A 24,776-nucleotide genomic window follows, 5' to 3' on the forward strand; every position below is an offset into this window, starting at 1 on the left:
ATGACACCCTCTTACTCGCTGGCCAGTTCACCGAAGGGAAGGATAACGGCGAGCTCTGGATTATATTCCAAAGTCAATTCCTGTCCGGCGGCTGATTTGCGATCCTGTCCCACATTGACCAGTGACATTTTAATTTCTTTGCCCTGATCGCCTTCCATGAAGACATTGTAGGTCTGACCTTCAAATTCTTCGTGCTGCACAACAGCCTTAAATCTGTTTTGCGCTGGGTTGTCGTCACCCGCAAGGCTGCAGGCTTCTGGCCGCAGGAACATCATGGCTTGGTCCCCGACCGAGAGTTTCCCAGCGGCGGCTGGAGCGATGCGGCCAACCAGATCACCTGTCCGGTTTGTCGACACGATGGCATGAGATCCTTCAATGGATTTGATGGTGCCCCTGAACACATTGTTTTCCCCAACGAAAGAGGCGACAAAAGGCGTTGCCGGGTCGTTATAGATGGTATGTCCATCCGCAATCTGATCAATAATACCGGCCCGCATAACGGCCACATTGTCTGACATGGTCAGGGCCTCGCCCTGGTCATGGGTAATGTAAATAAAGGTAATGCCGACCCGTTGCTGAATTTCACGAAGCTCTGTCCGCATATGCTGACGCAGTTTCAGATCCAAGGCTGACAAGGGTTCATCAAGCAGCAGAACATCTGGTTCCGCGCATAAAGCCCGCGCAATCGCGACACGCTGTTTCTGTCCACCCGAAAGCTCTGAGGGAAGTTTGTCACCTTGGCCGGGAAGGGCAATCATATCAAGGAGTTCATCAGCGCGCTTGCGCCGCTCAGCTTTGCCAACTCCCTGAACCTCCAAAGAGAAAGTAATATTTTCCCAAACTTTCATCAGCGGGAAAAGGGCCAGGTTTTGAAAGATAAGGGCAGTGGGGCGTTTGTTTGGTCCAAAGCCAGCCATATCTTTGCCGCCGATCAGGACGCGTCCCTGGCTGGGCTCCAAAAAGCCGGAAACGGATCTGAGGATTGTTGTCTTGCCGCAACCAGATGGTCCGAGAAACGAAAAGAATTCACCGCCATTAATATTTACGTTGGCCTGACGGACGGCGACAAAATCGCCAAACCGGATCCAAACATCCTCGAGGGATACTCCAACACCCTTCGTCATCCTGTTCTCCAAAACCTTCTGTCGACGTATTACTTCAATTGTTTGTTTTTAGCCCTCTTGGGGACATAAAAAATCAAACCCGGACTTAGTCAAATAAGCCCGGGTTCAATATTTGGATTAGCGGTTAAGCGCTCTTGAACTTGTTGACATATTCTGTCCGGATTTCAGCATACCATGGTGCCTGTGGTGGCCATGGGTTCAAGTTGCTGAGGGAATCCCCAGGATACGCATCCGCGAAGTTCTTCTTGTAGGCATCGCCAGCAAATTTGTCAGCACCCAGAACTGGTGAGTTATAGCCGTGATCATCAATTGCTTTACCAGCGTGCTGAGCCATGTATGAGAATTTGATGAACTCATAAATCTGGTCAACATTCTTGGCGCCGATTGGCATTGCCATACCGTCAACCCATGCCATGGAACCTTCTTTTGGTGCCTGGTACATGATTGGGTCGCCAGCAGTTTTCAGGGCGAGTGGAGGACCATCCCAAGTCTGGCCAACAATCACACCTTCGTTCAGCAGACCATTTTTCTGTGTATCTGCATCGTTCCACAGAAGCTTGAGGTTTTTCTTACGGGCGATACACCAGGCTGTGACTTTTTCCCAGATTGGACGCATTGTAGCTTCGCTTTCATAAGCTTTCCACATGTCACCTGGCTCAAGTTCACCGATTGTTTCCATGTAAAGGCCAGCACCCAGCATCATTGAATGTGGGCGACCCATGGTTTTACCTGCGTTCGCTTCGTCCCAGACATCACCATAGCTTGGTGCTGCGCCAGCAGGAGCCCATTTGTCAGTCCGCCAGGCAATTCCTTCGGTACCCCAGATATGTGGCAGCCAATGCGAACCTTTGCTGTCAAAGTTCCAGTCTTTCTCACCAATGGCAGACATGGCTGGATTAACTTTGTCCAGTGGAACCTTGCTGAGATCAAATGGTTGAAGCAGCTCGAGCGGTCCCCATTCCAGACCCTGGTTGTTAGTTGGGGAAACAATGTCGAAGCCTTGCCCCTTGTTGGCTTTCATTTTGTTGATGATTTCTTCGTTTGATCCGATACCAGTGTAATTGATCTTGATACCGGTTTCTTTTTCGAAGTCTGCAATGAACTTGGGTGGCAGATAGTCTGACCACATCAGAATGTTGATCTCTCCTGAAGAGGAAAGGGCATTTTTAATGTATGCAGGACCAGCAACTGTAAAAGCACCAACCGCAGCGGCACCTTTCACGACACTCCGGCGGCTAACACCACCAGCGGATGGCGCTTCTGTTTTATCAATATGTTTTGTCATTAACGACTCCCAGTTGTTGAGTAGAAATTTAGGTCACGAATGACCTCAGCACGAATTTGCGAAATTGGTATGACAGTCTCCCTGCAGTCTCTCAAAACCGTGCCAAAAACGATACGAATGAAAAAACGATAACACCAAGATTGTTCGTGTGAAAACATTTAATTTTATTTCAGAGAATGCTTTCAAACGTTTGAAAGCCAAACATTTTTTGTTAGAAATGGCTAAAATTTGGGCCTGATTAAAAGTCAGGCAGGGGTGCATATTTTTCAATCATCGATTGGATTCAAACACAGGTTTTTACACATGCTTGAAGTTACTTGGAAATAAAGCGTTCTGAAACAGGATGAACTTTCTTAAAATTTCGAATCAATGCAATCGAAACTAAAACGCAAATTATTTGCTCAAAATATCATCGAAACTATCCGTCGTTAATTCAGCATGGCTTGTTTCGATCAACCTTTGGCAGTCATTTGAATAAAATCAAAAAATGTAACTTTTGGCATAGGAGAGTCGATAAAATTGGCTCTCAAATATGAATATGATTCACAGTTCACGTTTATTTTATGGGTTTCTTTCATCAAGCCTCATTTAGCCACGAATTTTACTTGTTTTAGAGAATTGGAATAGGTATCTAGGGCGCAGACAAGCGAATAAGCAATTAGTTATGTAACGTAAAAACCTTCAGAAATTAAACAATGAGAAGAGGGTTTTGTGACGACGGTGGGGGCCGACGGATGTCCATAAAGCAGTTTGGGGATGTTGACTGGAGTGATGACCGGTTACGCGAGTTTGCGGCTTATTGGGATAGCCTCAGAACTTCCGATGAACTTCCCCGGCAGTCAGACTTTAATCCAGCAGATGTAACTCATTTATTGCCAGGTATGGCGATTTATGAACTTCAGCCAGACGGCCAATTACATTGTCGCCTGATGGGGACTGGCTTGGCTGATGCATTTGGATGGGACTACACCAATTTGGATTTCCTGAGCCTTTGGACCGATGTGGAACGGGAGCAGGTTCGCCAGCACTTTATACAGATGCTTAAAAATGGCATGGGGCTTTACACCGATCTCATTGGCTATACGGAAAGCGGGGTTAAGGTCACTGGAAGTTCTATCTGCCTTCCTGCTTTGGATAATGAAGGGCAGGCAAACCGGATCATCGGGATGACGGTGGCGCCGGAGCGTATGGGGCAATTTGGAACCCGTGAAGATAAAGTTGTAACCATCCACGCAACGCGGGCATGCCATATTACTTTTTAGTGTGAGTATGGCTGTCTTTTAAGGGACTTGAGCAAGGAAATCCTCAGTCTTGGAGAAGAAATCAGCCACATGTTTGCCATCCACCAGCGCATGATGGGCCTGCAAGTTTAAAGACAGAATCCAATCCTCGCCGCGTTGGATATATTTGCCCCAGACAATCCGCGGAATACAGTCATCTTTATGCATCATCGGGTGCATGGCACCTGTAAGGTGTATCCACGGCATGCAGGAAAGATAGGTCCAGTTCAGCGCATCTGCGTTGTCTTCCAGCTTGGTTTGGGTTTTCGCAGCTTCAATTCTCTCTGAGGCAATTTTGTTGAACTCATGCCAGTTCTCCGCAAAGGGGACTTCACAAAAGGCAAAATCATTTTCGTTGATCGGGACCGTAAATGAGGGATCGGTCCGGTCGACTTCAAATACCCCGTCCTCATCAAAACGCATGCGCAGTTCCGGAATGTCATTGATAGCCCGCATCACCGAAAAAAGTGTGAAGTTAAAAAGTGGTGGCCTCATGTCTCGCGACGTTGTCATCAGCGGTGTTACATTAATATCTGTCGTTAGCGACAGGAATGGAAAATCAGCTTTGCGAAAAAGATGGTAGGCTTCTTTTCGGCTCCAGCGATCCAGATCAACCCGCTTTATATTCATGGACTTACCCGCTTTTCTTTAAGTTAAGCCTGTTCCCAGAACGCCCATAAATCCTGTGCTGGAATATAGGCGCCAAGGGCCATAACTGCGCTTCCTGCAACTTTTGTCAGGCGGGTGCTGTTGGATGCGCCTTGATTTAGGCGGGCTGTGATGGCGCCAGCGAATAGGCCGACAGACCCCATGATGACAAGGGCTGTCAGCTGGAAAAGGACCCCAAAGAAAACCAGCTCGAACGTCACATTCTGGCTGTCCGCACTGACGAACTGCGGCAGGAAGGCCAGGAAGAACAGCGCGACTTTTGGATTAAGGATATTCATCAAAATGGTCTGGCGATAAATCTGGCCAAGAGGAGGAGCAATTCCATCCTTGTGGACTGTAACGGCCGGAGCATGGAAAATCTTCCAGCCGATGTAAATGAGGTAAGCAGCCCCTGCATATTTCACGAGCGCAAAAAGAAGGGGGGAGCTTGCCAGCACGGCAGATAATCCAACTGCCGCCAAAGTAATATGGACAAAAATCCCGGTAATCAGCCCCAGTGCTGCAACAAGGCCCGCTTTCCAGCCCTGTGCCAATCCGCGCATAGCCACATAGATAATGTCTGGCCCCGGCGCGATTGTCAGCATGAAGGCGGATGAGATAAACAGTAGAATTGTTGCCAGATCTGGAAGCATCAAAATGACCCTTGGATTGAAGTTGCCCAACGCTATCGGCTTTATCTTCTATCGACAAGATCAAAATGGATCGTGTAAGAGGAGCGTTGTCAGATGCGTGAAGGGGCTATCTGGTGATGGTTTTGAGTAGGGAGTTGGATTTCGTGGAGATTAAATACCGGGCAGCCGTGGATGAGGATGCGGATGGGTTGATCGAGCTGGTTGACCGTTGTTATGCGGATTATGAAGGCTGCATTCTGGATGTGGATGCAGAGGAGCCACAGCTTCGATATATCGCCACTTATTTTGCAGAAAAAGACGGTGAGTTCTGGGTTGCGACGCGGGATGCGCAAATTGTCGGATCCATAGGCTATACCTATGATAAAAGGGTCTGTGAAATAAAACATCTATATGTGGACAATCGCATCCGCCGCCAGGGTATCGCCACCAGGCTGTGTGATTTGGTCGAAAATGCCGCTCATCAAAGAGAGGCTGAAAAGTTAATTCTCTGGACGGATACGCGTTTTGAAACTGCTCATCAACTCTATGAGCGGCGGGGGTTTAAAGGCAAGACTGAGACACGAGAGCTACAGGATCTCAGTCAAACCACAGAATACTATTATGAGAAGTCTTTGCGCAGCGCATAAATTGGTGTAAGACACTCTCCCGGAAAACAAGCACGTTTATGGAATTCGGCTCATGGAATATCCCATCAAGGATATGAAAGACATTGGTATTGAGGATCTTGGCATCGAGGTAGATGGCGAGGGGTCATTTGCCGTTCAGATCAAAGGGTATGAGCACCGCTTCACGGCTGAGGAAGTTGTCGCTGAAATGTCTGACCAGCTGGAAGTGCGCAATTCCATAAAAAATGCACTGCTCAGAAAAGCACAAAAAGTCATTTTGTCAGGATTGAAAAAAGGACGCCTCCGATTAAGCGAGGAGGAACTTGAAGATTTCGACCTGAATATGTTGATTTGGTTCGCCGACAAAGCGTTAAAAGGCGAGCACAAATCTTACCTGACAAAATAGAATAGGGAACTGCCAACTCTGGCAGGCAACTAAAATGAGTGAGACAGATACAAAAATCAAAGCTGGTATCCTGGGTGCCAGTGGCTATACGGGTGCGGAAGCGATGCGGCTTTTGCTCCGGCATCCATCGGTAGACCTGACCCTGCTGACAGCAGACCGCAAAGCTGGTCAATCCGTCGAGGAAGTTTATCCCCATTTGGGTGGCTATGGCCTGCCGGATATGATTTCCGTGGATGAGGCCGACTGGTCATCTGTCGACGTTGTTTTCTGCGGATTGCCTCACGGTACGACACAGGAAATTATCGCAACCCTGCCAGCCAATGTGAAGGTCGTTGACCTGAGCGCGGATTTCCGGATCAGGAATGCGGAAACTTACGCAGAATGGTACGGTCACCCCCATATGGCGATGGATCTGCAAAAGGATGCGGTATATGGCCTAACCGAATTTTACCGGGATGATGTGAAAGCCGCGCGGCTCGTGGCTTGCCCCGGTTGCTATCCGACAGCAACCCTGATTGCGCTTCTGCCGTTGGTATCTGCCGGGTTAATTGATGCCAAGGACCTGATCATCGATGCAAAATCCGGTGTGACAGGCGCGGGCCGTGGCCTGAAGCAAAACACACTTTTCAGTGAGGCTGGCGAAGGGCTTAGCCCTTACAGCGTTGCCAAGCATCGGCATGCACCTGAAATTGAGCAGGAGGTTGCCAGGGCAGCAGGACTGGACGCCGCTGAAATGCGGGTCAATTTTATTCCACATCTTATTCCGATGAGCAGGGGTGAATTGGTGACCTGTCATGTTCGGCTGGCAGATGGCGTCAGTGTTCAGGATATCCGCACCGAATTTGCAAACCGGTTCAAGGATGAGCCATTTGTCCGCTTGCTGGATGAAGGTAATGTCCCGCAGACCCAGATGGTTCGGGGATCAAACCATTGCGTCCTCAATGTGTTTGAGGATCGGATCCCGGGCCGGGCAACCGTAATTGCGACAATCGATAACCTGGTCAAAGGGTCTAGCGGACAGGCTGTTCAAAATATGAACCTGATGTTTGGACTTCCTGAAACCCTGGGACTTGAACAGGTTGCCCTGTTCCCATAACAAAAAAAAACAGATTAAAGACGGAGCTTAACGATGAGCAGCAATATCAGAACCTTCAAGGGGACAACCCCAGAGATTGATGAAAGCGCGTTCATCGCTCCGTCTGCTGAGGTGATTGGCGATGTTGTCATCGGCGAGAAATCCAGCATCTGGTTTAACTGTGTTGTGCGCGGTGATGTGAATTACATACGGATCGGCAAGCGCAGCAATATTCAGGACGGGACTGTTATTCATGTGTCCAACGGCACGCATCCAACTGTTGTTGGGGATGATGTTCTTGTTGGACATAACTGCCTGGTCCATGGCTGCACATTGGAAGATGGAAGCTTTGTCGGTATGGGGGCAACTATCCTGGACGGTGCGGTCGTTGAGGGCGGGGCCATGGTCGCGGCAGGCGCACTGGTCACCCCCAACAAGCGGGTTCCTCGCGGTGAGCTGTGGGGTGGATCCCCAGCCAAATGCCTGCGTAAGCTCAGTGACGAGGAAATCTCCAACCTGACGAGCGGCGCAAAGCATTATGCGGAGCTCGCTCAGATTTATAAATTAGATGAGCAGTAGGGCCTAACCCGCTGCTTTTCCAGGCTTTGCTTTAACTTTGACATAAGACCCAGGTGCGTCCTCTAAAGGTTTTAGTTTCCCTTTTGAAGGATCGCGAGCAGGGACTTTTTTGCCGGATTTCTTGGATAACCACTTATCCCAATGTGGCCACCAGGAACCAGGGTGTTCCGTCGCATCAGCAAACCAATCTTCAGCCGTTTCATATTTCTTGCGAGAACTGTTCGTCCAGTATTGATACTTCTTGGCATCTGGATGGTTAATCACGCCCGCGATATGACCAGAGCCCGCCAGACAGAATTCGGCGGGACCGCTCATCAACTGAGTGGCTTTATATACAGATGTATAAGGCGCGATATGATCTTCTTTGCTGGCTTGAACAAAGATGGGTGTCTTGACCTTGGAAAGGTCAATGGACTGTCCGCCAAGGGTTAGACCGCCCGGTTTGCTAAGCAGGTTCTTCTGGTACATGTTGCGCAAATAGAAGCTGTGCATTTGCGGGGGCATGTTGGTCGTGTCGCAGTTCCAGAACAGCAAATCAAACGGGAAGGGATCCTTACCCATCAGATAATTATTCACAACAAAAGACCAGATTAGATCGTTAGAGCGAAGCATGTTGAAGGTGGTCGCCATATTCTTGCCTTCAAGATATCCAGCTTCCTTCATTTTCCGTTCAATCATCTGGACTTGCTCTTCATCAGTAAAGAGCAACAGATCACCTGCGTCTTCAAAATCGGTTTGGGTCGCAAAGAAGGTGCAGGCCTTGATCCGGTCTTCATCAATCGCTGCGAGATAAGCAAGGGTAGCTGACATCAGCGTTCCGCCGATGCAATAGCCAATGGCGGTAACCTCTTTTTCACCCAATGTTGTTTCGATCGCATCAAGAGCAGCCAGAATGCCTTCCGACATATAGCTTTCGAACGTTTTGTGGATGTGCCGCTCATCCGGATTAACCCAGGAAATCACGAAGACGGTGTAACCCTGATCAACGCACCATTTAATGAAGGAATTTTCCTGCTTGAGATCAAGAATATAAAATTTGTTGATCCATGGCGGTGTAATCAGAAGTGGGCGCTTATACACTTCCTTGGTGGTGGGAGTGTACTGAATGAGCTGCATCAGATCATTTTGAAAGACAACTTTGCCATCAGTAACTGCAACATTTTCACCAACCTTGAAAACGCCTTCGGGCACCATGCGTGGATTAAATTGCCCGCGACCATTGCGCATGTCCTCCAACAGGTTTTCCATACCTGCGATCAGGTTTTCGCCCTTTGTTTCATAGGTCCGTTTCAAGACTTCAGGATTGGACCAGAAGAAATTGCTCGGCGACAGGGCGTCGGTAAATTGTTTGGTATAAAAATCTACTTTCTTGTGAGTAAATTCATCCATACCTTCTACATCCGCGACCATGTCATTAATGGATTTCGCTGTCAGCAAATAGGACTGCTTGATGTAGTCAAAGATCTGGTTTTTCCGCCACTCCTCAGATTTGAACCGCTTGTCGCCTTTGTCCGGTTCAATGACCGGATCAGCCTTCTGACCAGTTGCCGCCATGGCAGCGTTTTGCCAAAGGTTCATGTAGCCCTGCCATAGTTCGGTCTGAGCCTGGACGAGTTTATCCGGCTCTGTTAGTAGTTTCTGAGTAAGTTCCAGAAATGCATTTCCGATATTCAACGGATCCAGGTCAGGCTTGCCCATGGATTTCTGTTGCTCGTAAAACTCGTTTACCAGCTCCATACTCTTTTCCGAGAGCTTGGCCATATTATCAGTGAATTCCTGACTGTTTTCAGGAAATGTTGGGAGTTGAAAGTCCTCTGTAGTCTTGGTCATTTTGTCCCTCTCCCGACGTTATGATCTTGCTTGTCTTCTACTTTAGCAGACTCAAATCTCTTGGCATCAAAAAATCGAAAAAATATGGCATTTTAATGAGATTGCTCTGAATATATTGCGGAATTGGCCCCCATGTGCTTTAAGTTATTGATTATTATTTTCGTGGGCGGGTTTTAGCAGTACGTCATTTGCCGTCGTTAGAATTAAAACCACAGACCAAAGCAGGTGCAGGCAGTTATGGTTGTAACAAAGATTATTCCGTTTGAACTTGAGGTGGAGAGTTTGAAGCGTGGCGCGTCCCGAATGGCGATCGCAGCCAGCTTTCTGGCACTCGCAGGTTGTTCAACACCAGACTGGGTTAATCCAGTTAATTGGTTTGAAGACACCGCGGACGCACCCCAACAGATAGAGCAGCCCGAAGAAGAGGTTGCAAAAGCGCCAGCTACGTCTTCGGATGAGGATGGTGAATTTCCAAAATTGGGGGATACACCTCCGGTGCCTGGGAAAACAATTTCCATCAAGGACGCTGAAACAATTGAGCAAGGTCTGAAGGCCGACAAAGAAAAAGCTCAGTATACAGATCAGAAGCTACGCGCAGATACAGCGATCCAACCACTACCTACGCCCAAGCCGGTCGAAGCGCCAGCCCCGGCAGCAGCTGCACCTTCAGCATCGGTTGCCTCTTCCGGGCCACTTACAGCTCCGGCAACTGTTGCGCCGGTGACTTCAGCGCCCTTGACTGCGCCTAAACCTGTTTCAGCTGGGACTGCTCCTACGTTGGCCGCGCCATCTCAGGCTACTCAGGGCGGCGTTAAGCTGATGCCAAATGCAGCGCCAGTAACAACCCCGGAAGATGCTTATGCACAGCGTGTTCCAGGCGGGAATACAGTTGTGATTAGTGGCAGTGGTGTAAATGATGTTTATCAGCGTCAGCTGGCAGCTTCTGCAGCAACGACGACGACTTTGCCTGCAAGCACGCAGTTCCAGTCCTATCCTGTTCAGCCTCTGAATAACTCAGCGGTCGCTGTCTCACCGATCGTTCAGGATACCTATAACCAACCTGTTGCCCTTGGATATGGAAATGCGACAGGTGTTGGGGGTGCTGCCCAAAACGTCGGCTATTCCTCTTATGGTGAGCCAGCAGCCATTATTCATTTTGAAGTTGGATCCTCACGGGTTGGATCTGGCGACATGAGTAAACTGCGGTCCATTGCTAAGCAATATGGTCAACAGGGCGGTATCGTGAAAGTGGTCGGACATGCATCCAGCCGGACACGCGAACTACCTCTCGATCGGCATAAGCTTGTTAATCTGCGGATGTCTCAAGAGCGAGCGACCAGCGTGGTCAAAGCGCTGATTAATCTGGGTGTTCCGTCCGAGAGTATTGCCGTTGAATCCAAGAGTGATTTGATGCCTTTGACCCGCGAAGCCATGCCTAGCGATGAGGCAAAAAACCGCAGAACGGAAATCTTCCTCGTCAATTAGAGAAACATCGTTTAAATAACGGTTGACCAAAATGAGCCAAAGGAAGAAAAGCTTCCTTTGGAGTGGATAAGCTCAACCAAATGAGACAATTACCGAGAACAGACCGATGAATTCCGATTTTCACCGCATTAAAAGGTTGCCCCCATACGTATTTGAAGAAGTTAATCGTATGAAAGCGGCGGCGCGAGCGGCGGGGGAAGATATCATTGATCTGGGAATGGGTAACCCGGATACACCGACCCCAAAGCATATTGTTGATAAACTGGTCGACACGGTACAGGATGGTCGGACCCATCGATATTCCACTAGCCGCGGGATCCCGGGGTTGCGCCGGGCAAACGCTGCTTATTACAAGCGGCGCTTCGGGGTTGATATTGATCCGGAGACAGAAACCATTGCAACCCTCGGCTCGAAAGAAGGGCTTGCGAACTTGGCGATGGCAATTACCACGCCAGGTGACGTGATCCTGTCACCAAATCCAAGCTATCCAATTCATCCTTACGGTTTCATTATTGCGGGCGCGGTTGTCCGGCATTTTGAGGTCGGACCGCATATTGATTTTTTTGAGGCGCTGGAGCGCGGGATGGCCCATTGCTATCCAACGCCGACCTGCCTGATCCTGAATTTCCCCTCCAATCCGACTGCCATGACGGTTGATCTGGATTTTTACCGCCGAGTTGTGGATTTCGCCAAGCAGCACGAAATGTATATTTTGTCCGACTTGGCCTATGCGGAAATTTACTTTGACGGAAACCCACCACCCTCGATCCTGCAGGTCGAAGGGGCGAAAGATATTGCGGTTGAGTTTACGTCGCTTTCCAAAACCTACTCCATGCCGGGCTGGCGGATGGGATTTGCTACGGGCAACAAGCAGTTGATCGGCGCGCTGACCCGGATAAAGTCCTATCTGGATTATGGGGCGTTTACGCCAATTCAGGTGGCGGCCACCGCAGCCTTGAATGGCCCACAGGATTGTGTGGAAGAGGCACGGGCACTTTATCAATCTCGTCGGGACGTAATGATTTCAGGGATGGCAGCGGCTGGGTGGAATATTCCATCCCCTGAAGCCACCATGTTTGCCTGGGCCCCGATCCCGGAGCCATTTACGGAACTAGGTAGCCTTGAGTTTTCAAAGCTTCTGTTGAAAGAGGCAAAAGTGGCGGTTGCACCTGGCCTTGGCTTTGGCGAGCATGGTGATAAGTTTGTTCGAATTGCCATGGTGGAAAACGAGCAGCGGATCCGTCAGGCAGCGCGTAATGTAAAGAAATTTCTGTCAGAGGCGGATCGCCATCTGGCAGCCTATCATGACCAGAAAAGCGGTAGTTAAAATGAAGGTTGGAATAGCGGGACTAGGAACTGTCGGAGCAGGGGTCATTAAGATCCTCAATAAACATGCCGACCTTCTGACGGCTCGCTCAGGGGAGTCCCTGGAAGTGAGCGCTATATCTGGACGGGACCGGAGTAAGGATCGGGGCGTCTCTCTGGATGGGCTGACCTGGTATGATAATGCAGTGGATATGGTTTCGGACCCGAATGTGGACATGGTTCTGGAGCTGATTGGCGGAAGTGAAGGCACAGCCCGCGATCTTTGCGAGGCAGCCCTGAAAGCGGGCAAGCCTGTCGTTACAGCCAACAAGGCTCTTCTGGCGATCCACGGGACCGATCTTGCCCGGCTTGCAGAGGAAAATAACACGTTTCTTGCGTATGAAGCTGCAGTTGCGGGCGGTATTCCCATTGTTAAAGCCATGCGCGAGGGATTAACCGGAAACGCCATTTCCCGCGTCTACGGAATTCTCAATGGCACTTGCAATTACATACTGACCGAGATGGAAGAAACCGGCCGGGATTTCGATCCGATCCTGACAGATGCTCAGGCTCTCGGCTATGCAGAAGCGGATCCAAGCTTTGATGTGGATGGAATTGATGCGGCCCATAAACTGGCGATCCTGACCAGCCTTGCATTCGGTACTCCTGTTGATTTCGGCAGCGTTTATATAGAAGGAATTCGCGAGGTAAGTGCGCTTGATATCGAGTTCGCCAAAGAGTTCGGCTATAAAATTCGTCTCTTAGGCGTTGCACGGAAAACGGACAAAGGAATAGAGCAACGGGTTCATCCTTGCATGGTGCGCAAGGAAACCCCGATTGCCAACGTGTCTGGTGTATTTAATGCGGTCGTTGCAGAGGGTGACTTTGTGGACAGCACCGTGTATGAAGGGCGCGGTGCTGGTGAAGGTCCGACAGCTTCTGCCGTGATGGCGGATGTTGTTGACATTGTTGCCGGGCGGACAACGCCGACTTTTGGTATTCCTGTCGCAAAAATGCAGGAATCGCCTAAAGTTCCGGTAGAGGAGCATATTGGTTGCTATTATGTTCGTTTGACAGTGCGGGACCTGCCGGGTGTGATTGCTGATGTTTCAGCGGCTTTCCGAGATGAAGAGATCTCGATCGAGAGCCTGCTGCAACGGGGGCGGGCGCCAGAAGCTGCGGTTTCTGTTGTGTTGACAACACATGAGGTTAAAGAAGCTGCCCTGCTTCGTGCGCTATCTGTTATTGAACAATTCGAGCATAATGTGGCAAAACCACAAATGATTCGAATAGCGACACTTTAAGGACTGATGAATGCCGCTAGGCGCGGCTTAAACTTGGATGAGAGATAATGTCTGAAACTTCCCCACTAGATCGTAAACTGACCCTGGAAATCGTGCGGGTCACAGAAGCCGCAGCAAGAGCTGCCTGCAACCTTGTCGGTCTCGGTGACGAGAAAGCCGCTGATCAGGCTGCTGTGGATGCCATGAGAACAGCCCTGAATAAGCTGGATATTGATGGCACAATCGTGATCGGGGAAGGGGAGCGTGATGAAGCTCCTATGCTTTATATCGGCGAAAAAGTGGGAACTGGTAAAGGCCCCAAAATTGATATCGCATTGGATCCACTGGAAGGAACAACCCTGACAGCCAAGGGTGGTCCAAACGCACTGGCCGTTATTGCATTTGCAGAGTCCGGTAACTTCCTGAATGCACCTGATACCTACATGGAAAAAATCGCTGTTGGCGGTGGCTATCCTGAAGGGATAATTGATATCGACAAATCAGCTGGCGATAACATTAAGGCGCTGGCTGAAGCCAAGGGTGTTCCTGTGAACCAGATGATGGCTTGTGTGCTTGATCGTCCACGTCATGCTGACATCATTGCCTCTATTCGCGAAACAGGGGCGCGGATCAAACTGATCTCCGATGGTGATGTTGCCGGTGTGATGGCAACAGCAAACCCTGAAACTGGCGTTGATATGTATGTGGGTACAGGTGGTGCTCCAGAGGGTGTTCTGGCTGCTGCTGCTCTTCGCTGCATTGGTGGACAGATGCAGGGTCGTCTTGTTTTCCGGAACGACGACGAAAAAGCCCGCGCTGTAAAATGGGGCATCAGTGATTTTGGCCGGATCTATAACCTGGAAGAGTTGGCTGCTGGCAACGTGATCTTTGCGGCAAGTGGCGTAACGGATGGGTCCATGCTCAAAGGTGTGCGTCAGGTTGGCGATCGCGTTCAGACTGAAACGATTGTCATGCGCTCCCAGACTGGAACAGTTCGCTACATCCGTGGCAGCCACCGCGTAAAATAAAGGCGGAATTGCATGAGTGACAGGATAAGTCCGGCTTTTCTTGACGTTGAAAAATCACTCATGGGAAAAAGATGGCGGTTGCGGTCAGATGATGATCGCAGCAGCCTCGCTCTCTCCCAAAAACTGGGATTACCCGAAATTGTAGGGCGTGTCCTGACAGGACGCGGCGTTGGAATTGAGGATGCGGATCATTATCTGGATCCGAAACTTCGCGAACTATTGCCAGATCCCAGTCATTTTCAGGATATGGACAAAGGGGCAAAGCGCCTGGCCGAAGCTATTCGTGCGGGCGAAAATATCTATGTCTTTGGTGATTATGATGTGGACGGTGCGACGTCCTCCAGTTTGCTGAAGCGGTTTTTTGACGCCATTGGAGTTCCGCTTGGCGTTTATATCCCAGACAGGATCAAGGAAGGCTACGGCCCCAATATAGAGGCCTTCGATTTTATCAAATCATCGGGTGCTGATCTGGTCATTACGGTCGATTGCGGCATTGTGTCCTTTGACCAATTTGAGCATGCCAAGAAAATCGGGCTCGATGCGATTGTCGTTGATCATCATCAGGCAGAGACGCGGTTACCTGTTGCTACAGCCGTGATTAACCCCAAGCGGCACGATGAAAATCAGGAGTATGATTATCTGGCAGCAGTTGGGGTTACGTTTATTCTGCTTGTTGCGCTTAACAGAGAACTGAGAGAGAGCGGCTGGTACGGAGACCGGCAGCCTCCGAACCTGATGCAGTTTCTGGATCTGGTAGCACTCGGGACTGTTTGTGATGTCGTACCACTGAAAGGGCTTAACCGGGCGTTTGTGTCGCAAGGGTTAAAGGTTATGTCACAGCGGCGAAATCCGGGACTGGTTGCGCTCTCTGATGTTTCTGGACTAGATGAAAAGCCCGGGACCTATCATCTTGGCTATATTCTGGGACCACGGGTAAATGCAGGCGGCCGGGTTGGAAAACCTGATGTGGGGCCGAGGTTATTATACAGCAATGATCCCTCAGAATGTATAGAACTTGCGCGGTTTTTGGATGAAAATAACCGGGAACGCAAGGAAATAGAGCAGCGGGTAACTGAGGAAGCGCTGGAGCAGGCTGAGCGCCAGCAGGCATCGCAATCGGCTGTACTTGTTCTTCATGGTGAGGATTGGCATCCAGGTGTGATCGGAATTGTTGCAAGCCGCGTTAAGGACGCTTATCAGCGGCCTGCCATTGTAATCGGTATGGATGGAGACACCGGAAAGGGATCCGGAAGGTCCATGCCTGGCGTAGATCTCGGAGCCGCAATCGGGGTGGCCCGCCAGAAGGGGTTGATCGTTGGCGGCGGTGGTCATGCCATGGCGGCAGGTTTAACAATTGACCGGCCACAGATAACTGACTTTATAGAGTTCCTGAACCATCGACTTGGCAGCGATGTCCATGAGGTGATCCAGAATGCTAGTCTTGGGTTGGATGGGGCGCTTGGAGTTGAGGGAGCCTCTGTTGACCTCATTGAGCAGCTGGAGCAGGCGGGGCCCTATGGAGCTGGTAACCCTGAGCCACGGTTTGTTTTGTCAGGAGCTAAAATCGTTCAAGCCTCTATCGTCGGGGATAAACATGTTCGGGTGATTTTGACTGGAACCGGAAACAGGGGACGCTTGACCGGGATCTCTTTTAACTCCCTTGAGACAGCTTTGGGCGATAGTTTGCTCAATCATCAGGGAAGTCGCTTTCATATTGCCGGTCATTTGAGAAAAAATACCTGGAGAGGGCAGACTTCGGCTCAGATCCTGATCGAAGATGCGTATCGATTATCCTGATATTTCAGTGCTATTCCGCACTTTTCCGGGGCTATCAAAAAAAATTCAAATTTCTTGAATTTTTTACTTGATCAGGCGGCTAAAACTCATTAGAAACTGCCTCCAGCAACACGGTGTGTCCCCTTCGTCTAGTGGTTAGGACGCCAGATTTTCATTCTGGAAACAGGAGTTCAATTCTCCTAGGGGATGCCACCGGTGTTGACTTCCTAAGGCGATAATCAGTCTGAACGATTAGCCTAATTTCTCCCAAACTGACATTACTCTTCTTCTTCGCTGTGGTTTTTTGCCTAGTCTTTCGGCGTATACCTAAAGTCTTTGCTTGTCGGAATCTAACCCTACCAATCTGTCATAGGAGTATGTCTTGTGGTGGAGAATTTTTTGTTTTTTTTCAATAATTAAGGACAAATTTCTATAATAATTAACGGAATGTTTGCTTTTCGAATATTAAGCTTTTAAGCAAGTATATGGATGGTGTGAGGGAGAGAACTGGTTTGCCTATGGGGGGAGAGGCACGCTGTGACTAAGCACATGACCAAGTCTGTTAGATGTGGTGTAAATGAGAAGAAGGTCCGCAAGGACCACCGGGTGTCAGATTTTGGCAGCCTTATCTCAGAATGGCTTTGGGAAATAGATCAGGATGGAGATCTGATTTATTCCAATGGTCTTCTGGAGGAACAGGTTGGCCTGACAAGTTCTGATTGGAAAGGCAAGTATTTCACCTCGGCGCTGAAATCTATTGGTGCCTTTGACAGTACAGTTAATCAAAGACAACTCGAACAACTGGCCAACCTTGTTAAAGACCAGGTCCCTATCAGGGATTTGATATTTGATTTTACGGATAGGTATGGCGAGGAAAAACAGCTTTTCATCGGCGCAGATCCAGTCAGTAGTCTGGGAAAATTTGTTGGCTATGTTGGGGTTGGTCGGATCGAAAAATTGCCGGCTCCCGCGCATGAGAATGCAAGCCAGCTACAGACTTTGATGAAGGCAGTTGATCATGCACCAAATGGCGTTCTGATAACGGACAGCAACGGCGTGATCATGTATGCCAATCCAGGTTTTACCAATATTACAGGATACTCGTTAGCGGAGACCAAAGGTAAAACGCCAAGGATTTTGTCGTCAGGGCAACATTCGCAAGCTTTTTACAAGAAATTCTGGGCAACCATTAAAGATGGTAAGAGCTGGCAAGGGGTCGTCCGAAATAAACGAAAAGATGGAACCTATTTCTGGTGTCGGGAAACTGTTTCTCCAGTTGTTCGGCGCGACGGCAGCATTTCAAACTTCATCGCCATGCAGCAAGACGTCACCATTGAGGTCGAAGCTGAGCAAAGACTTAAAGCCAGTGAAGAACGCTTTAGAGGGTTCGCTGATGCCGCTTCAGACTGGTATTGGGAGATGGATGCTGATTTGAAATTTTCTTATGTCTCTGAGGCAGCCTGTGAAAGTGCAGGGATGACACGAGATGAGATGCTCGGTATGCAGCGATCAGAGCTCGTGACGCTTAAAGATGAAGAAGAAGACCGCAAAAAGCACCTCCAAGTCCTTTTGGACAGGAAGCCGTTTAAGGATTTCACTTATACATTTGTTCGAAAAGATGGGGAACATCGCCACTGGAAGATTTCCGGTGCCCCTTATTATTCTGAAGATGGGGAGTTTCTAGGCTATCGAGGTGTGGGGCGCGATGTCACAGAACCGACTGTCTTGGAAGCACAATTAAAGCAATCGCAAAAAATGGAAGTCGTTGGCCAACTCACAGGTGGGATAGCTCACGATTTCAATAACCTTCTTGCTGTAGTTCTTGGTAACGCTGAGCTTGCTGAGGAGATGCTGGAAGAGGAAATAGATGCGGAGCGTCTCAAAGCTCATCTGAAAACGATTATTCATGCCGCAAGTGTAGGCTCCTCGATTACCAGTCAGCTATTGATGTATTCCCGTAAACAAATGCTCAAACCAAAGAGGTTAAACCTGCAGCACGAAATTTCGGAGTTTCTTGAAATTCTGAAAAGCAGCGTTGGGCAGATGATTACAGTGCATTTGACATCAGATGATGGTCTTTGGGAAACCTTTCTGGACCGGGATCAGTTCGTGAATACGTTACTCAACCTGGCTGTCAATGCGCGAGATGCGATGCAGCGTTCTGGTGATCTGTTCATCCAACTGAAGAATGTTGTTGTGGCAAAGGACGAACCTGGCAAAGTCTTGTCCTCCGGCGAGTATGTTTGCTTGAAAATCAGGGACACAGGGGCAGGGATGGATGACGCGACCTTGCAGCATGTGTTTGAGCCATTCTATTCCACTAAAGAAGCTGGAAACGGCACAGGTTTAGGGCTTAGTATGGTTTACGGCTTCGTCAAAAAATCTGGTGGGACTATTTTGATTGAAAGTTCTCTTGGACAGGGCTCAACGGTCACCCTATATTTCCCTAAATATACTGAGGATCCAGATAACTAGGAGATTAGGGGAAATCTGATGGATTTACGGCTCTGTTTTGAAAATAAAGCAGGCATGAGAATTGATGAAGCCTCTGCCTTTCGCCATTACGCCGAAAACTATCTATCTGGATTTGATATCGAGTGGGGAGGGTCAATCAGCATCCCTCACACGGATACGAAAACCAGGTCACTGGAACCCCTTTGGCAGTATTTTATTCGAAATGCCAGCCAGGCATGTCGAGATTACCTGCAGGAATATCTGAACCGAAACCCTATGGCTGGTTATTTTGTCCATATTTACGAAGTCGACAAAGGGCAGCGCGACCAGAAAATTTATTAAGGGTCTTTAGTTAGCTCTAATCAAACACCGCATCTTCAGTGATGGCATCTGTCAGGATTGTATCTTTCAGATTTGCCCCTTTGAAATTGGTGTCAATCAGGTTCGCCTGAGTGAGATCCGCGCCTTCCAGATCCGCATCGTTAAAGTTGGCCGCTGAAAGGTTTGCAGGCCATTTCTTTCCCATGGGCTCTCCATTCGGGCCTTTAAGATCAACAGCCGTAATCATGGCACCTTTGAGGCTTGCCCGGGTCAGGTTGGAGCGGGACATATTGACCCCTTCCATAACCGCATAAGACATATCTACACCCACCAGATTGCAGTGGGAGAGATCGCTCATCACCATTTGGGCGCCGTCAAGTCGGGTATTCTCCAGATTGCATCCTCGCATATTGGCGCCACTTAACGCACAGTTGCGAAGGTCCATATTGGAAAGGTCCATTCCATGTAGATCCGCACGTTCGCCAGCGCTTCCATTTGTTTCCACCCACAAGAAATGCTTTTCCAGCAGGGACTTGAGGCTGGATGGCAGAGGTGTCGAGATTTTTTGCTGTCGTGCAAGCTGTGCTTTCAGTTTTTCATCTTCCAGCTCAATACCTTCCAAATTCGCGCCTTCCAGATTGGCCGCGAGAAGGTCGCATCCGCCGACTTTAGCCCCTGTCATGTTGGCATCTGAAAGATTGGCACCTTTGATTGCTGACCCTGAAAGATCACAATTCTCCAAATTGGCGCCTTGCAGCATGGCATTTTCCAACTGACTTTCAGAGAGGTTCGCACCGTTCAATTGGGAATAAGCAAGGTTCGCATTTTCGAGTTGAGCACCAGAGAGATTGGCGCCGCTTAGATTGGCTTTTTCAGCAATAACATCTCCCATATCGGATCCAGATAAATTCGATGATCCGAAAGTGACTGTTTTGCCGCCGGCTAAAATCATGGATCCTCCACGGAAGTCTGCTTCCTGAAGGTTTGCACCATGTAGCCGGGCGCCTCTCAATTCTGCTCCGCGAAGGTCTGCCCTGATCAGCAGAGCGTTCGTCAAATCTGCTTTTGTGAGGTCAACAGCAAAGAGATCTGCCTGAATTAGGTTTGCGTTTTTCAAAATGGCACGGGAGAGCTTGCATCCGGAAAAAACTGATTTCTGAAGTTTCGCACCTTCCAGGTTAGCCCCGGATAAATCGATTTGCCGAAAAACGGCTTGCTTTCCCTCTTTAGGGTTGCGCAGCCACTTTAAATGTTGCTCCAGCATTATTATGATTTCTTGCGGAGTCAAAGAAGACATTGAGTTCCCTTTAAATACATCAACTGAATTTCAGAGTTCGAAAGTACGAAAGAATAGCCCATTTGGCTAGAATTTTAACTAATACGACCGCAAAGTTAATAGTTCGTTTCTGTTTCGGACTTAAGGTGCAGAAAAACAGGTAAAAAGGTGACAAAAATGCAGATAACGCAAGAGCAAGTCGACGCACTAGAGCTATGGATTGAGGATCGCAAGTCAGCGTATCTGGCGAAAGGCTTCGCATTGGCCGGTGCAGCCGGCGTAGAAAAGCTGGCGGCACTCAATTCAGAAAGCCAACTTTCCGAGGCGGATCGGGAGAAATCCCTATCTGAGATTAAGGCTGAATTGGATCTGGCAGAAGAATTTCACAAAAACGCCCGGCAAATTCTGTTTGCAGGGCGGCAAGGTGGATAAGACGTTTTAGGGTGGTCAAGTTGATAGGGGGCTAGTGCCCCCTGAACAGCCTATTCAGGCAATATTTTGTTCTTTTTGCTGACGCTTGCGCTCAATAATGTCGGTAATTTGTTCGATGAAGCGTTGCTCTTTTTCTTCGGAAATCTCAAATTTTACGCCCACGCCTTCTTTCATATTGCGAACGACACGCGCAGGAATGAGACCAAGATCTTCAATGTTGACTGTGATCCGGGTGTTGTCTTTGAGCTGAACATCAAGACTAATCCCGGCACCTCCGGCTGAGATGTTCAGGATCCGGCCCTTAAAGTTTTCATCATTTGTACTGACAATCGTTGGCTGTGACACAATCACGCGTTTGTGCTGGCGTCGGTTTTGTGTCTCTTCGTTAGTCATTTTTCCCCCAAAAAAAATGGTGAAGACTGGATACGCAAACTAGTCTCCTCATAAGCAATTGCCTGAGATTGGCGGAAAATAGTTAAAAAGGGGTTTTCTTATCCGGTTTTATTTGTTTATTCGGCAAATTTACTTTAAATATTTGTTAAGACTTTGTTTACGGTGTTCTCTTAAAATTCTTTTCAAATAGTCAGTTTGCAGGAACAAGGATATTCCCATGCAGCCGGTTGAATTGAAGTCTCTGGTCAACGAATTTAAGGGTGATTTTTCAGGCGATGCCTCTGTCGATCGTAAGACTGTGGCAGACCGGGCCAATATGGCCAATAGCGCAGCCCTGGATATGTTGGCAGATCTTGTTTCCGATAAGAATTCAACATCCTTCCTGGAGAAGGGACGTCAGCTTCATAGCCTGACAGCAGAATTAGGGGACATTACCGAGGTTGTGGAAGAGCTCGGTTCTCGCTCCTAACACCCACTTTGAATAGCTGGGGTAAACAGAAGGCAGGTGAAAACCTGCCTTTTTTGTTTGGGTTAATTAATCTGGAATGTCTCAGGCTAAGCTGCCTGTTGTTGAGTTATATTTAGTATTTCAAAGCTTTTGCCATTGTCAGACGAGGAGGAACAATCCTTGGGGTGCATGTCGTTCGTCATAAATGAGATGGTTGCTGCGAGAGGTGAGGGGCGAGGTGTTGCTGTAATTTTGTTGTATGGAAGCAAATTAGCTTCTAGTCGCTTCATATAATTATGGATTTGGTCAAAATCCATTACGTCTATTCCATTAAACCGTATGAAATTAATTTGGCCTGCTTTGATTTCAAAAACCGGTGCAGCTAGGCCCAGGCATCCACTATCAATAATTTTTGAAATTTTACTATTTCTGCTCATGCCAAAATCATCAAACGTTTCAGTGAATTGCACTATAGCATAATTTCCTGGTGGTATTTTCTTGGCAAGAAACCGCATTCGCAAGTATGCGTCCTCATTTTCGATTACATAAGTATTCCCTTTGAAGAAGCAGGTTATGCAACCATAAATTTTAACGGGTTCGCCTAGAAATTTTCTATTTTGAAGATCTACCTGCCGGAATTCAAAGACCGGTTCGGCTTTGTTGAGATCAGCTATCGTAATCATAGCTTCGTTATCGCTACGACTAAAACTGATATCCCCGCTAGGTGTTGGTTTGGGTAGTGAGAGGCAACTGGTTAAGGTAAGCAAACTGACAAGGATGGGTAAGCTCTTCAACATTAGTTCAGATTCCAGATATTTACTGCGTCTTGCTATTAGTAGCAGACGGATTGTATTAAATTAACTGGAAATAGTCCCGTTCAGGAAATTGAAAGCAATAGCAGAATGTTATGAGATCTCAGTTCAATCAGGGAAGAAGTTGGCTGGGGAACCTGGACTCGAACCAGGATTGACGGAGTCAGAGTCCGCTGTCCTACCATTAGACGATTCCCCAGCAGTCTGGGCGCTTGGGCCCATGTAGGCGGCTTCACTACCAAGTCCGATAAATTCTGTCAATTACGAAATTCAAAATCTTTTTCAAAAATCGGCGCTTTTGGGCTCGTTGATCGATGATTTGATTTCAGTTGAAAATTTTTATGAAATCTTATGACGATTGCTGTTACTCTATCCATCAAAGTGCCGAGAGGCAGAATTTATTATGTCCTGGAGGGCAGATTGAGTGACATTGTCAGATAGTCCAAAGAATGGGCGCGACAATCGTAGGAGATATCGAAGGAAACCTAGACCAAAACGATTAAACAAAGGAAGGTGGTCCCATACATTTGGGGCTGTGGATCTAGGGACGAATAACTGCCGTCTTCTGGTGGCAAAGCCGGAAGCGCAGAGTTTTCGTGTTGTGGACAGTTTTTCGCGGATCGTCCGCTTGGGTGAAGGCGTGAGTAGAAGCGGCCAACTGTCTGAACAGGCCATTGATAGAACAATTGAAGCGCTAGGTGTGTGTGCGGATAAAATGCGGCGCCGGGGTGTCTCCCGAATGCGTTGTGTTGCGACAGAGGTTTGCCGCAAAGCCGCTAACAGCGATGAATTTCTAGATCGCGTCCGAAAAGATGTGGGAATAGAGTTAGATATCATCTCAACGCAGGAGGAAGCCAATCTTGCGTTGGATGGATGCGCTCCCCTTTTAGATTACCGAAATCGCTATGCGCTGGTTTTCGATATCGGTGGTGGCAGCACCGAACTGGTCTGGTTGAAGCTGGGGCGAGGACGACAGAACTTGATTCTTGGATGGACGTCCATACCTTATGGAGTGGTATCCCTGACGGAGCGTCATGGCGACGTGACCAGATCTGATGCAGCTTATGCAAATATGATAGCGGATGTGGCGGAGCATGTTCAGGCTTTTGAGGATCGGTTCCAGATTTCCGATCACATACAAAGCGGACGAGTTCAGATGCTCGGGACCTCTGGTACTGTGACCACGCTCGCAGGCGTCATGTTCGGGTTGCCAAGGTATAACCGCCGCCGCGTGGATGGTGCGTGGATCAGAACCTCTCGGGTGATTGATATATGTGAGCGGCTTTCGACCAGTAGCTATGATGCGCGAGTGGCTGAGCCTTGTATTGGTGTTGAGCGGGCTGACTTGGTGGTTTCCGGTTGTGCGATTGTGCAAGCCATGTATAACGCTTGGCCCTTTAGAAAACTTAGGGTCGCAGACCGCGGGGTTCGTGAAGGACTGTTATTGGGTTTGATGCGCGAGGCCGATCAGGAAATGAAAGCAGCGCCCAACGACCAGACAGATGAAGTAAGTGAGAAGTTAAGCTGATGGCAGGCAATGGAAAAAAAGGCAAAAAAGCGGGTGTTGGATCAAGTGATACAACAGGCCGTTTGCTGCATACCAAGGTAAAGTCTGCTCGTGGGCGGAAATACTCATCAACGCTTTGGCTGGAGCGGCAGCTCAACGATCCCTATGTGGTTGAAGCCAAAAACCGGGGCCTTCGTAGCCGTGCAGCTTTCAAGCTGATGCAATTGGATGACAAATATAAGCTGTTGAAACCAGGCGATTCTGTAGTTGACCTTGGAGCGGCACCCGGGGGCTGGACCCAGGTGGCGATTGACCGGGTAGGATCCTTGAAAGGCAAGGGCCAGGTATTGGCCGTTGATATTCTGGAGATGGAACCCATCGCAGGCGCCGAAGTGATGCAGCTTGATTTTACGACAGAAGATGCAGATGTGCGGGTTAAAGAGCGTCTTGGCGGCCCGGTGAACGCAGTTATTTCGGATATGGCAGCGCCAACAACGGGTCATCGCCAGACCGATCATCTTCGAATTGTCTATATGTGCGAGCTTGCTTTGGACTTTGCGGTGGATGTTTTGGCGCCCGGCGGGGTCTTTATCGCTAAGGTCTTGAAGGGCGGTACAGAAAATGAACTGCTGGATCTGATGAAGCGAAATTTTTCAGTTGTCCGACATGCCAAGCCAGAAGCCAGCAGACCGGATTCGCGTGAAGCTTATGTGATTGCAACAGGCTTCAAAAGCTAGGGCTTATTTGCGTCTGAAATAATCGAAAAGTCGA

24 protein-coding genes and 2 tRNA genes are annotated in these 24,776 nt (G+C 48.7%); 17 read left to right on the forward strand and 9 right to left on the reverse strand.

From position 1 onward, the window contains the following. Nucleotides 1-11 precede the first annotated feature (11 nt). Both HH301_RS09700 and HH301_RS09705 read right to left on the reverse strand, forming a co-directional pair. Nucleotides 12-1,124 carry an ABC transporter ATP-binding protein gene (locus tag HH301_RS09700; protein WP_169568706.1) on the reverse strand — a complete coding sequence of 371 codons (1,113 nt, stop codon included), beginning with the start codon at nt 1,122-1,124 and terminating at the stop codon, nt 12-14. Nucleotides 1,125-1,248: 124 nt separating this feature from the next. Further along, entirely contained in the window at nt 1,249-2,409 is a 1,161-nt protein-coding gene (locus tag HH301_RS09705; RefSeq protein WP_169568707.1) for an extracellular solute-binding protein, read from the reverse strand. 734 nt (nt 2,410-3,143) lie between these two features. Here HH301_RS09705 and HH301_RS09710 point away from each other — a divergent pair. Continuing rightward, on the forward strand, nt 3,144-3,671 hold the full coding sequence (locus HH301_RS09710; protein WP_169568708.1) for a PAS domain-containing protein: 528 nt from the start codon (nt 3,144-3,146) through the stop codon (nt 3,669-3,671). Between the two features lie 18 nt (nt 3,672-3,689). Here the strand turns inward: HH301_RS09710 and HH301_RS09715 are convergent, their stop codons facing one another. Together HH301_RS09715 and HH301_RS09720 are read right to left on the reverse strand one after the other, a co-directional pair. Beyond that, on the reverse strand, nt 3,690-4,319 hold the full coding sequence (locus HH301_RS09715; protein ID WP_169568709.1) for a CatA-like O-acetyltransferase: 630 nt from the start codon (nt 4,317-4,319) through the stop codon (nt 3,690-3,692). A gap of 23 nt (nt 4,320-4,342) precedes the next feature. After that, complete coding sequence (locus HH301_RS09720) at nt 4,343-4,990, reverse strand: LysE family translocator (protein ID WP_169568710.1); 648 nt, start codon at nt 4,988-4,990, stop codon at nt 4,343-4,345. A 116-nt stretch (nt 4,991-5,106) separates the two neighbouring features. Between HH301_RS09720 and HH301_RS09725 the strand changes: the two genes are divergently transcribed. Genes HH301_RS09725 through HH301_RS09740 form a run of 4 tightly spaced genes read left to right on the forward strand, consistent with a single transcriptional unit; the run spans nt 5,107 to nt 7,655 of the window. Beyond that, the gene (locus tag HH301_RS09725) at nt 5,107-5,616 is read left to right on the forward strand and encodes a GNAT family N-acetyltransferase (RefSeq protein ID WP_240969571.1); all 510 of its coding nucleotides are present in this window, start codon (nt 5,107-5,109) and stop codon (nt 5,614-5,616) included. Nucleotides 5,617-5,668: 52 nt separating this feature from the next. Further along, nucleotides 5,669-6,001: a hypothetical protein gene (locus tag HH301_RS09730; RefSeq protein WP_169568712.1), complete on the forward strand. Its 333-nt coding sequence runs from the start codon at nt 5,669-5,671 to the stop codon at nt 5,999-6,001. A gap of 34 nt (nt 6,002-6,035) precedes the next feature. After that, a complete protein-coding gene (gene argC, locus HH301_RS09735; protein WP_169568713.1) occupies nt 6,036-7,097 on the forward strand; it encodes an N-acetyl-gamma-glutamyl-phosphate reductase in 1,062 nt (353 codons plus the stop codon). Nucleotides 7,098-7,130: 33 nt separating this feature from the next. Further along, the gene (locus tag HH301_RS09740) at nt 7,131-7,655 is read left to right on the forward strand and encodes a gamma carbonic anhydrase family protein (RefSeq protein ID WP_169568714.1); all 525 of its coding nucleotides are present in this window, start codon (nt 7,131-7,133) and stop codon (nt 7,653-7,655) included. A 3-nt stretch (nt 7,656-7,658) separates the two neighbouring features. Here HH301_RS09740 and HH301_RS09745 read toward each other — a convergent pair whose 3' ends face one another. Further along, nucleotides 7,659-9,485, reverse strand: coding sequence for a PHA/PHB synthase family protein (locus HH301_RS09745; RefSeq protein WP_206378253.1), 1,827 nt, complete (start codon nt 9,483-9,485; stop codon nt 7,659-7,661). 237 nt (nt 9,486-9,722) lie between these two features. Here HH301_RS09745 and HH301_RS09750 point away from each other — a divergent pair, with 237 nt between their 5' ends. The 8 genes from HH301_RS09750 to HH301_RS09785 all read left to right on the forward strand — a co-directional run bounded on the left by HH301_RS09750 (nt 9,723) and on the right by HH301_RS09785 (nt 19,158). Next, nucleotides 9,723-10,970, forward strand: a complete 1,248-nt coding sequence (locus tag HH301_RS09750; protein WP_169568715.1) for an OmpA family protein — start codon at nt 9,723-9,725, stop codon at nt 10,968-10,970. Between the two features lie 106 nt (nt 10,971-11,076). Beyond that, complete coding sequence (locus HH301_RS09755; RefSeq protein WP_169568716.1) at nt 11,077-12,297, forward strand: LL-diaminopimelate aminotransferase; 1,221 nt, start codon at nt 11,077-11,079, stop codon at nt 12,295-12,297. Then, nucleotides 12,275-13,579 carry a homoserine dehydrogenase gene (locus HH301_RS09760; protein WP_169568717.1) on the forward strand — a complete coding sequence of 435 codons (1,305 nt, stop codon included), beginning with the start codon at nt 12,275-12,277 and terminating at the stop codon, nt 13,577-13,579. Before HH301_RS09755 ends, HH301_RS09760 begins: the two co-directional genes overlap by 23 nt. A gap of 47 nt (nt 13,580-13,626) precedes the next feature. Next, a complete protein-coding gene (glpX, locus tag HH301_RS09765; RefSeq protein WP_169568718.1) occupies nt 13,627-14,586 on the forward strand; it encodes a class II fructose-bisphosphatase in 960 nt (319 codons plus the stop codon). A gap of 12 nt (nt 14,587-14,598) precedes the next feature. Further along, nucleotides 14,599-16,383: a single-stranded-DNA-specific exonuclease RecJ gene (gene recJ, locus HH301_RS09770; RefSeq protein WP_169568719.1), complete on the forward strand. Its 1,785-nt coding sequence runs from the start codon at nt 14,599-14,601 to the stop codon at nt 16,381-16,383. A gap of 117 nt (nt 16,384-16,500) precedes the next feature. Continuing rightward, a tRNA-Glu gene (locus HH301_RS09775) sits at nt 16,501-16,575 on the forward strand. Nucleotides 16,576-16,899: 324 nt separating this feature from the next. Continuing rightward, nucleotides 16,900-18,837 carry a PAS domain S-box protein gene (locus tag HH301_RS09780; protein ID WP_169568720.1) on the forward strand — a complete coding sequence of 646 codons (1,938 nt, stop codon included), beginning with the start codon at nt 16,900-16,902 and terminating at the stop codon, nt 18,835-18,837. An 18-nt stretch (nt 18,838-18,855) separates the two neighbouring features. After that, complete coding sequence (locus HH301_RS09785) at nt 18,856-19,158, forward strand: hypothetical protein (protein ID WP_169568721.1); 303 nt, start codon at nt 18,856-18,858, stop codon at nt 19,156-19,158. A gap of 16 nt (nt 19,159-19,174) precedes the next feature. Here HH301_RS09785 and HH301_RS09790 read toward each other — a convergent pair whose 3' ends face one another. After that, complete coding sequence (locus HH301_RS09790; RefSeq protein ID WP_169568722.1) at nt 19,175-20,434, reverse strand: pentapeptide repeat-containing protein; 1,260 nt, start codon at nt 20,432-20,434, stop codon at nt 19,175-19,177. Between the two features lie 156 nt (nt 20,435-20,590). Between HH301_RS09790 and HH301_RS09795 the strand changes: the two genes are divergently transcribed. Further along, on the forward strand, nt 20,591-20,845 hold the full coding sequence (locus HH301_RS09795) for a hypothetical protein (RefSeq protein WP_169568723.1): 255 nt from the start codon (nt 20,591-20,593) through the stop codon (nt 20,843-20,845). Nucleotides 20,846-20,899: 54 nt separating this feature from the next. Here HH301_RS09795 and HH301_RS09800 read toward each other — a convergent pair whose 3' ends face one another. Then, nucleotides 20,900-21,238: a PilZ domain-containing protein gene (locus HH301_RS09800; RefSeq protein ID WP_169568724.1), complete on the reverse strand. Its 339-nt coding sequence runs from the start codon at nt 21,236-21,238 to the stop codon at nt 20,900-20,902. Between the two features lie 217 nt (nt 21,239-21,455). On the opposite strand from HH301_RS09800, the gene HH301_RS09805 reads away from it, so the two are divergent. Beyond that, nucleotides 21,456-21,707: a hypothetical protein gene (locus HH301_RS09805; RefSeq protein WP_169568725.1), complete on the forward strand. Its 252-nt coding sequence runs from the start codon at nt 21,456-21,458 to the stop codon at nt 21,705-21,707. Nucleotides 21,708-21,793: 86 nt separating this feature from the next. On the opposite strand, the gene HH301_RS09810 is transcribed toward HH301_RS09805, so the two are convergent. Together HH301_RS09810 and HH301_RS09815 are read right to left on the reverse strand one after the other, a co-directional pair. Further along, on the reverse strand, nt 21,794-22,483 hold the full coding sequence (locus tag HH301_RS09810; protein ID WP_169568726.1) for a hypothetical protein: 690 nt from the start codon (nt 22,481-22,483) through the stop codon (nt 21,794-21,796). Between the two features lie 140 nt (nt 22,484-22,623). Continuing rightward, nucleotides 22,624-22,697: transfer RNA gene (locus tag HH301_RS09815), tRNA-Gln, on the reverse strand. A gap of 336 nt (nt 22,698-23,033) precedes the next feature. On the opposite strand from HH301_RS09815, the gene HH301_RS09820 reads away from it, so the two are divergent. After that, complete coding sequence (locus HH301_RS09820) at nt 23,034-24,026, forward strand: Ppx/GppA phosphatase family protein (RefSeq protein ID WP_206378254.1); 993 nt, start codon at nt 23,034-23,036, stop codon at nt 24,024-24,026. Continuing rightward, nucleotides 24,026-24,742, forward strand: coding sequence for an RlmE family RNA methyltransferase (locus HH301_RS09825; protein WP_169568727.1), 717 nt, complete (start codon nt 24,026-24,028; stop codon nt 24,740-24,742). Before HH301_RS09820 ends, HH301_RS09825 begins: the two co-directional genes overlap by 1 nt. Nucleotides 24,743-24,776 lie beyond the last annotated feature (34 nt).

The organism is Sneathiella limimaris (assembly GCF_012932565.1).
Taxonomy (GTDB): domain Bacteria; phylum Pseudomonadota; class Alphaproteobacteria; order Sneathiellales; family Sneathiellaceae; genus Sneathiella; species Sneathiella limimaris.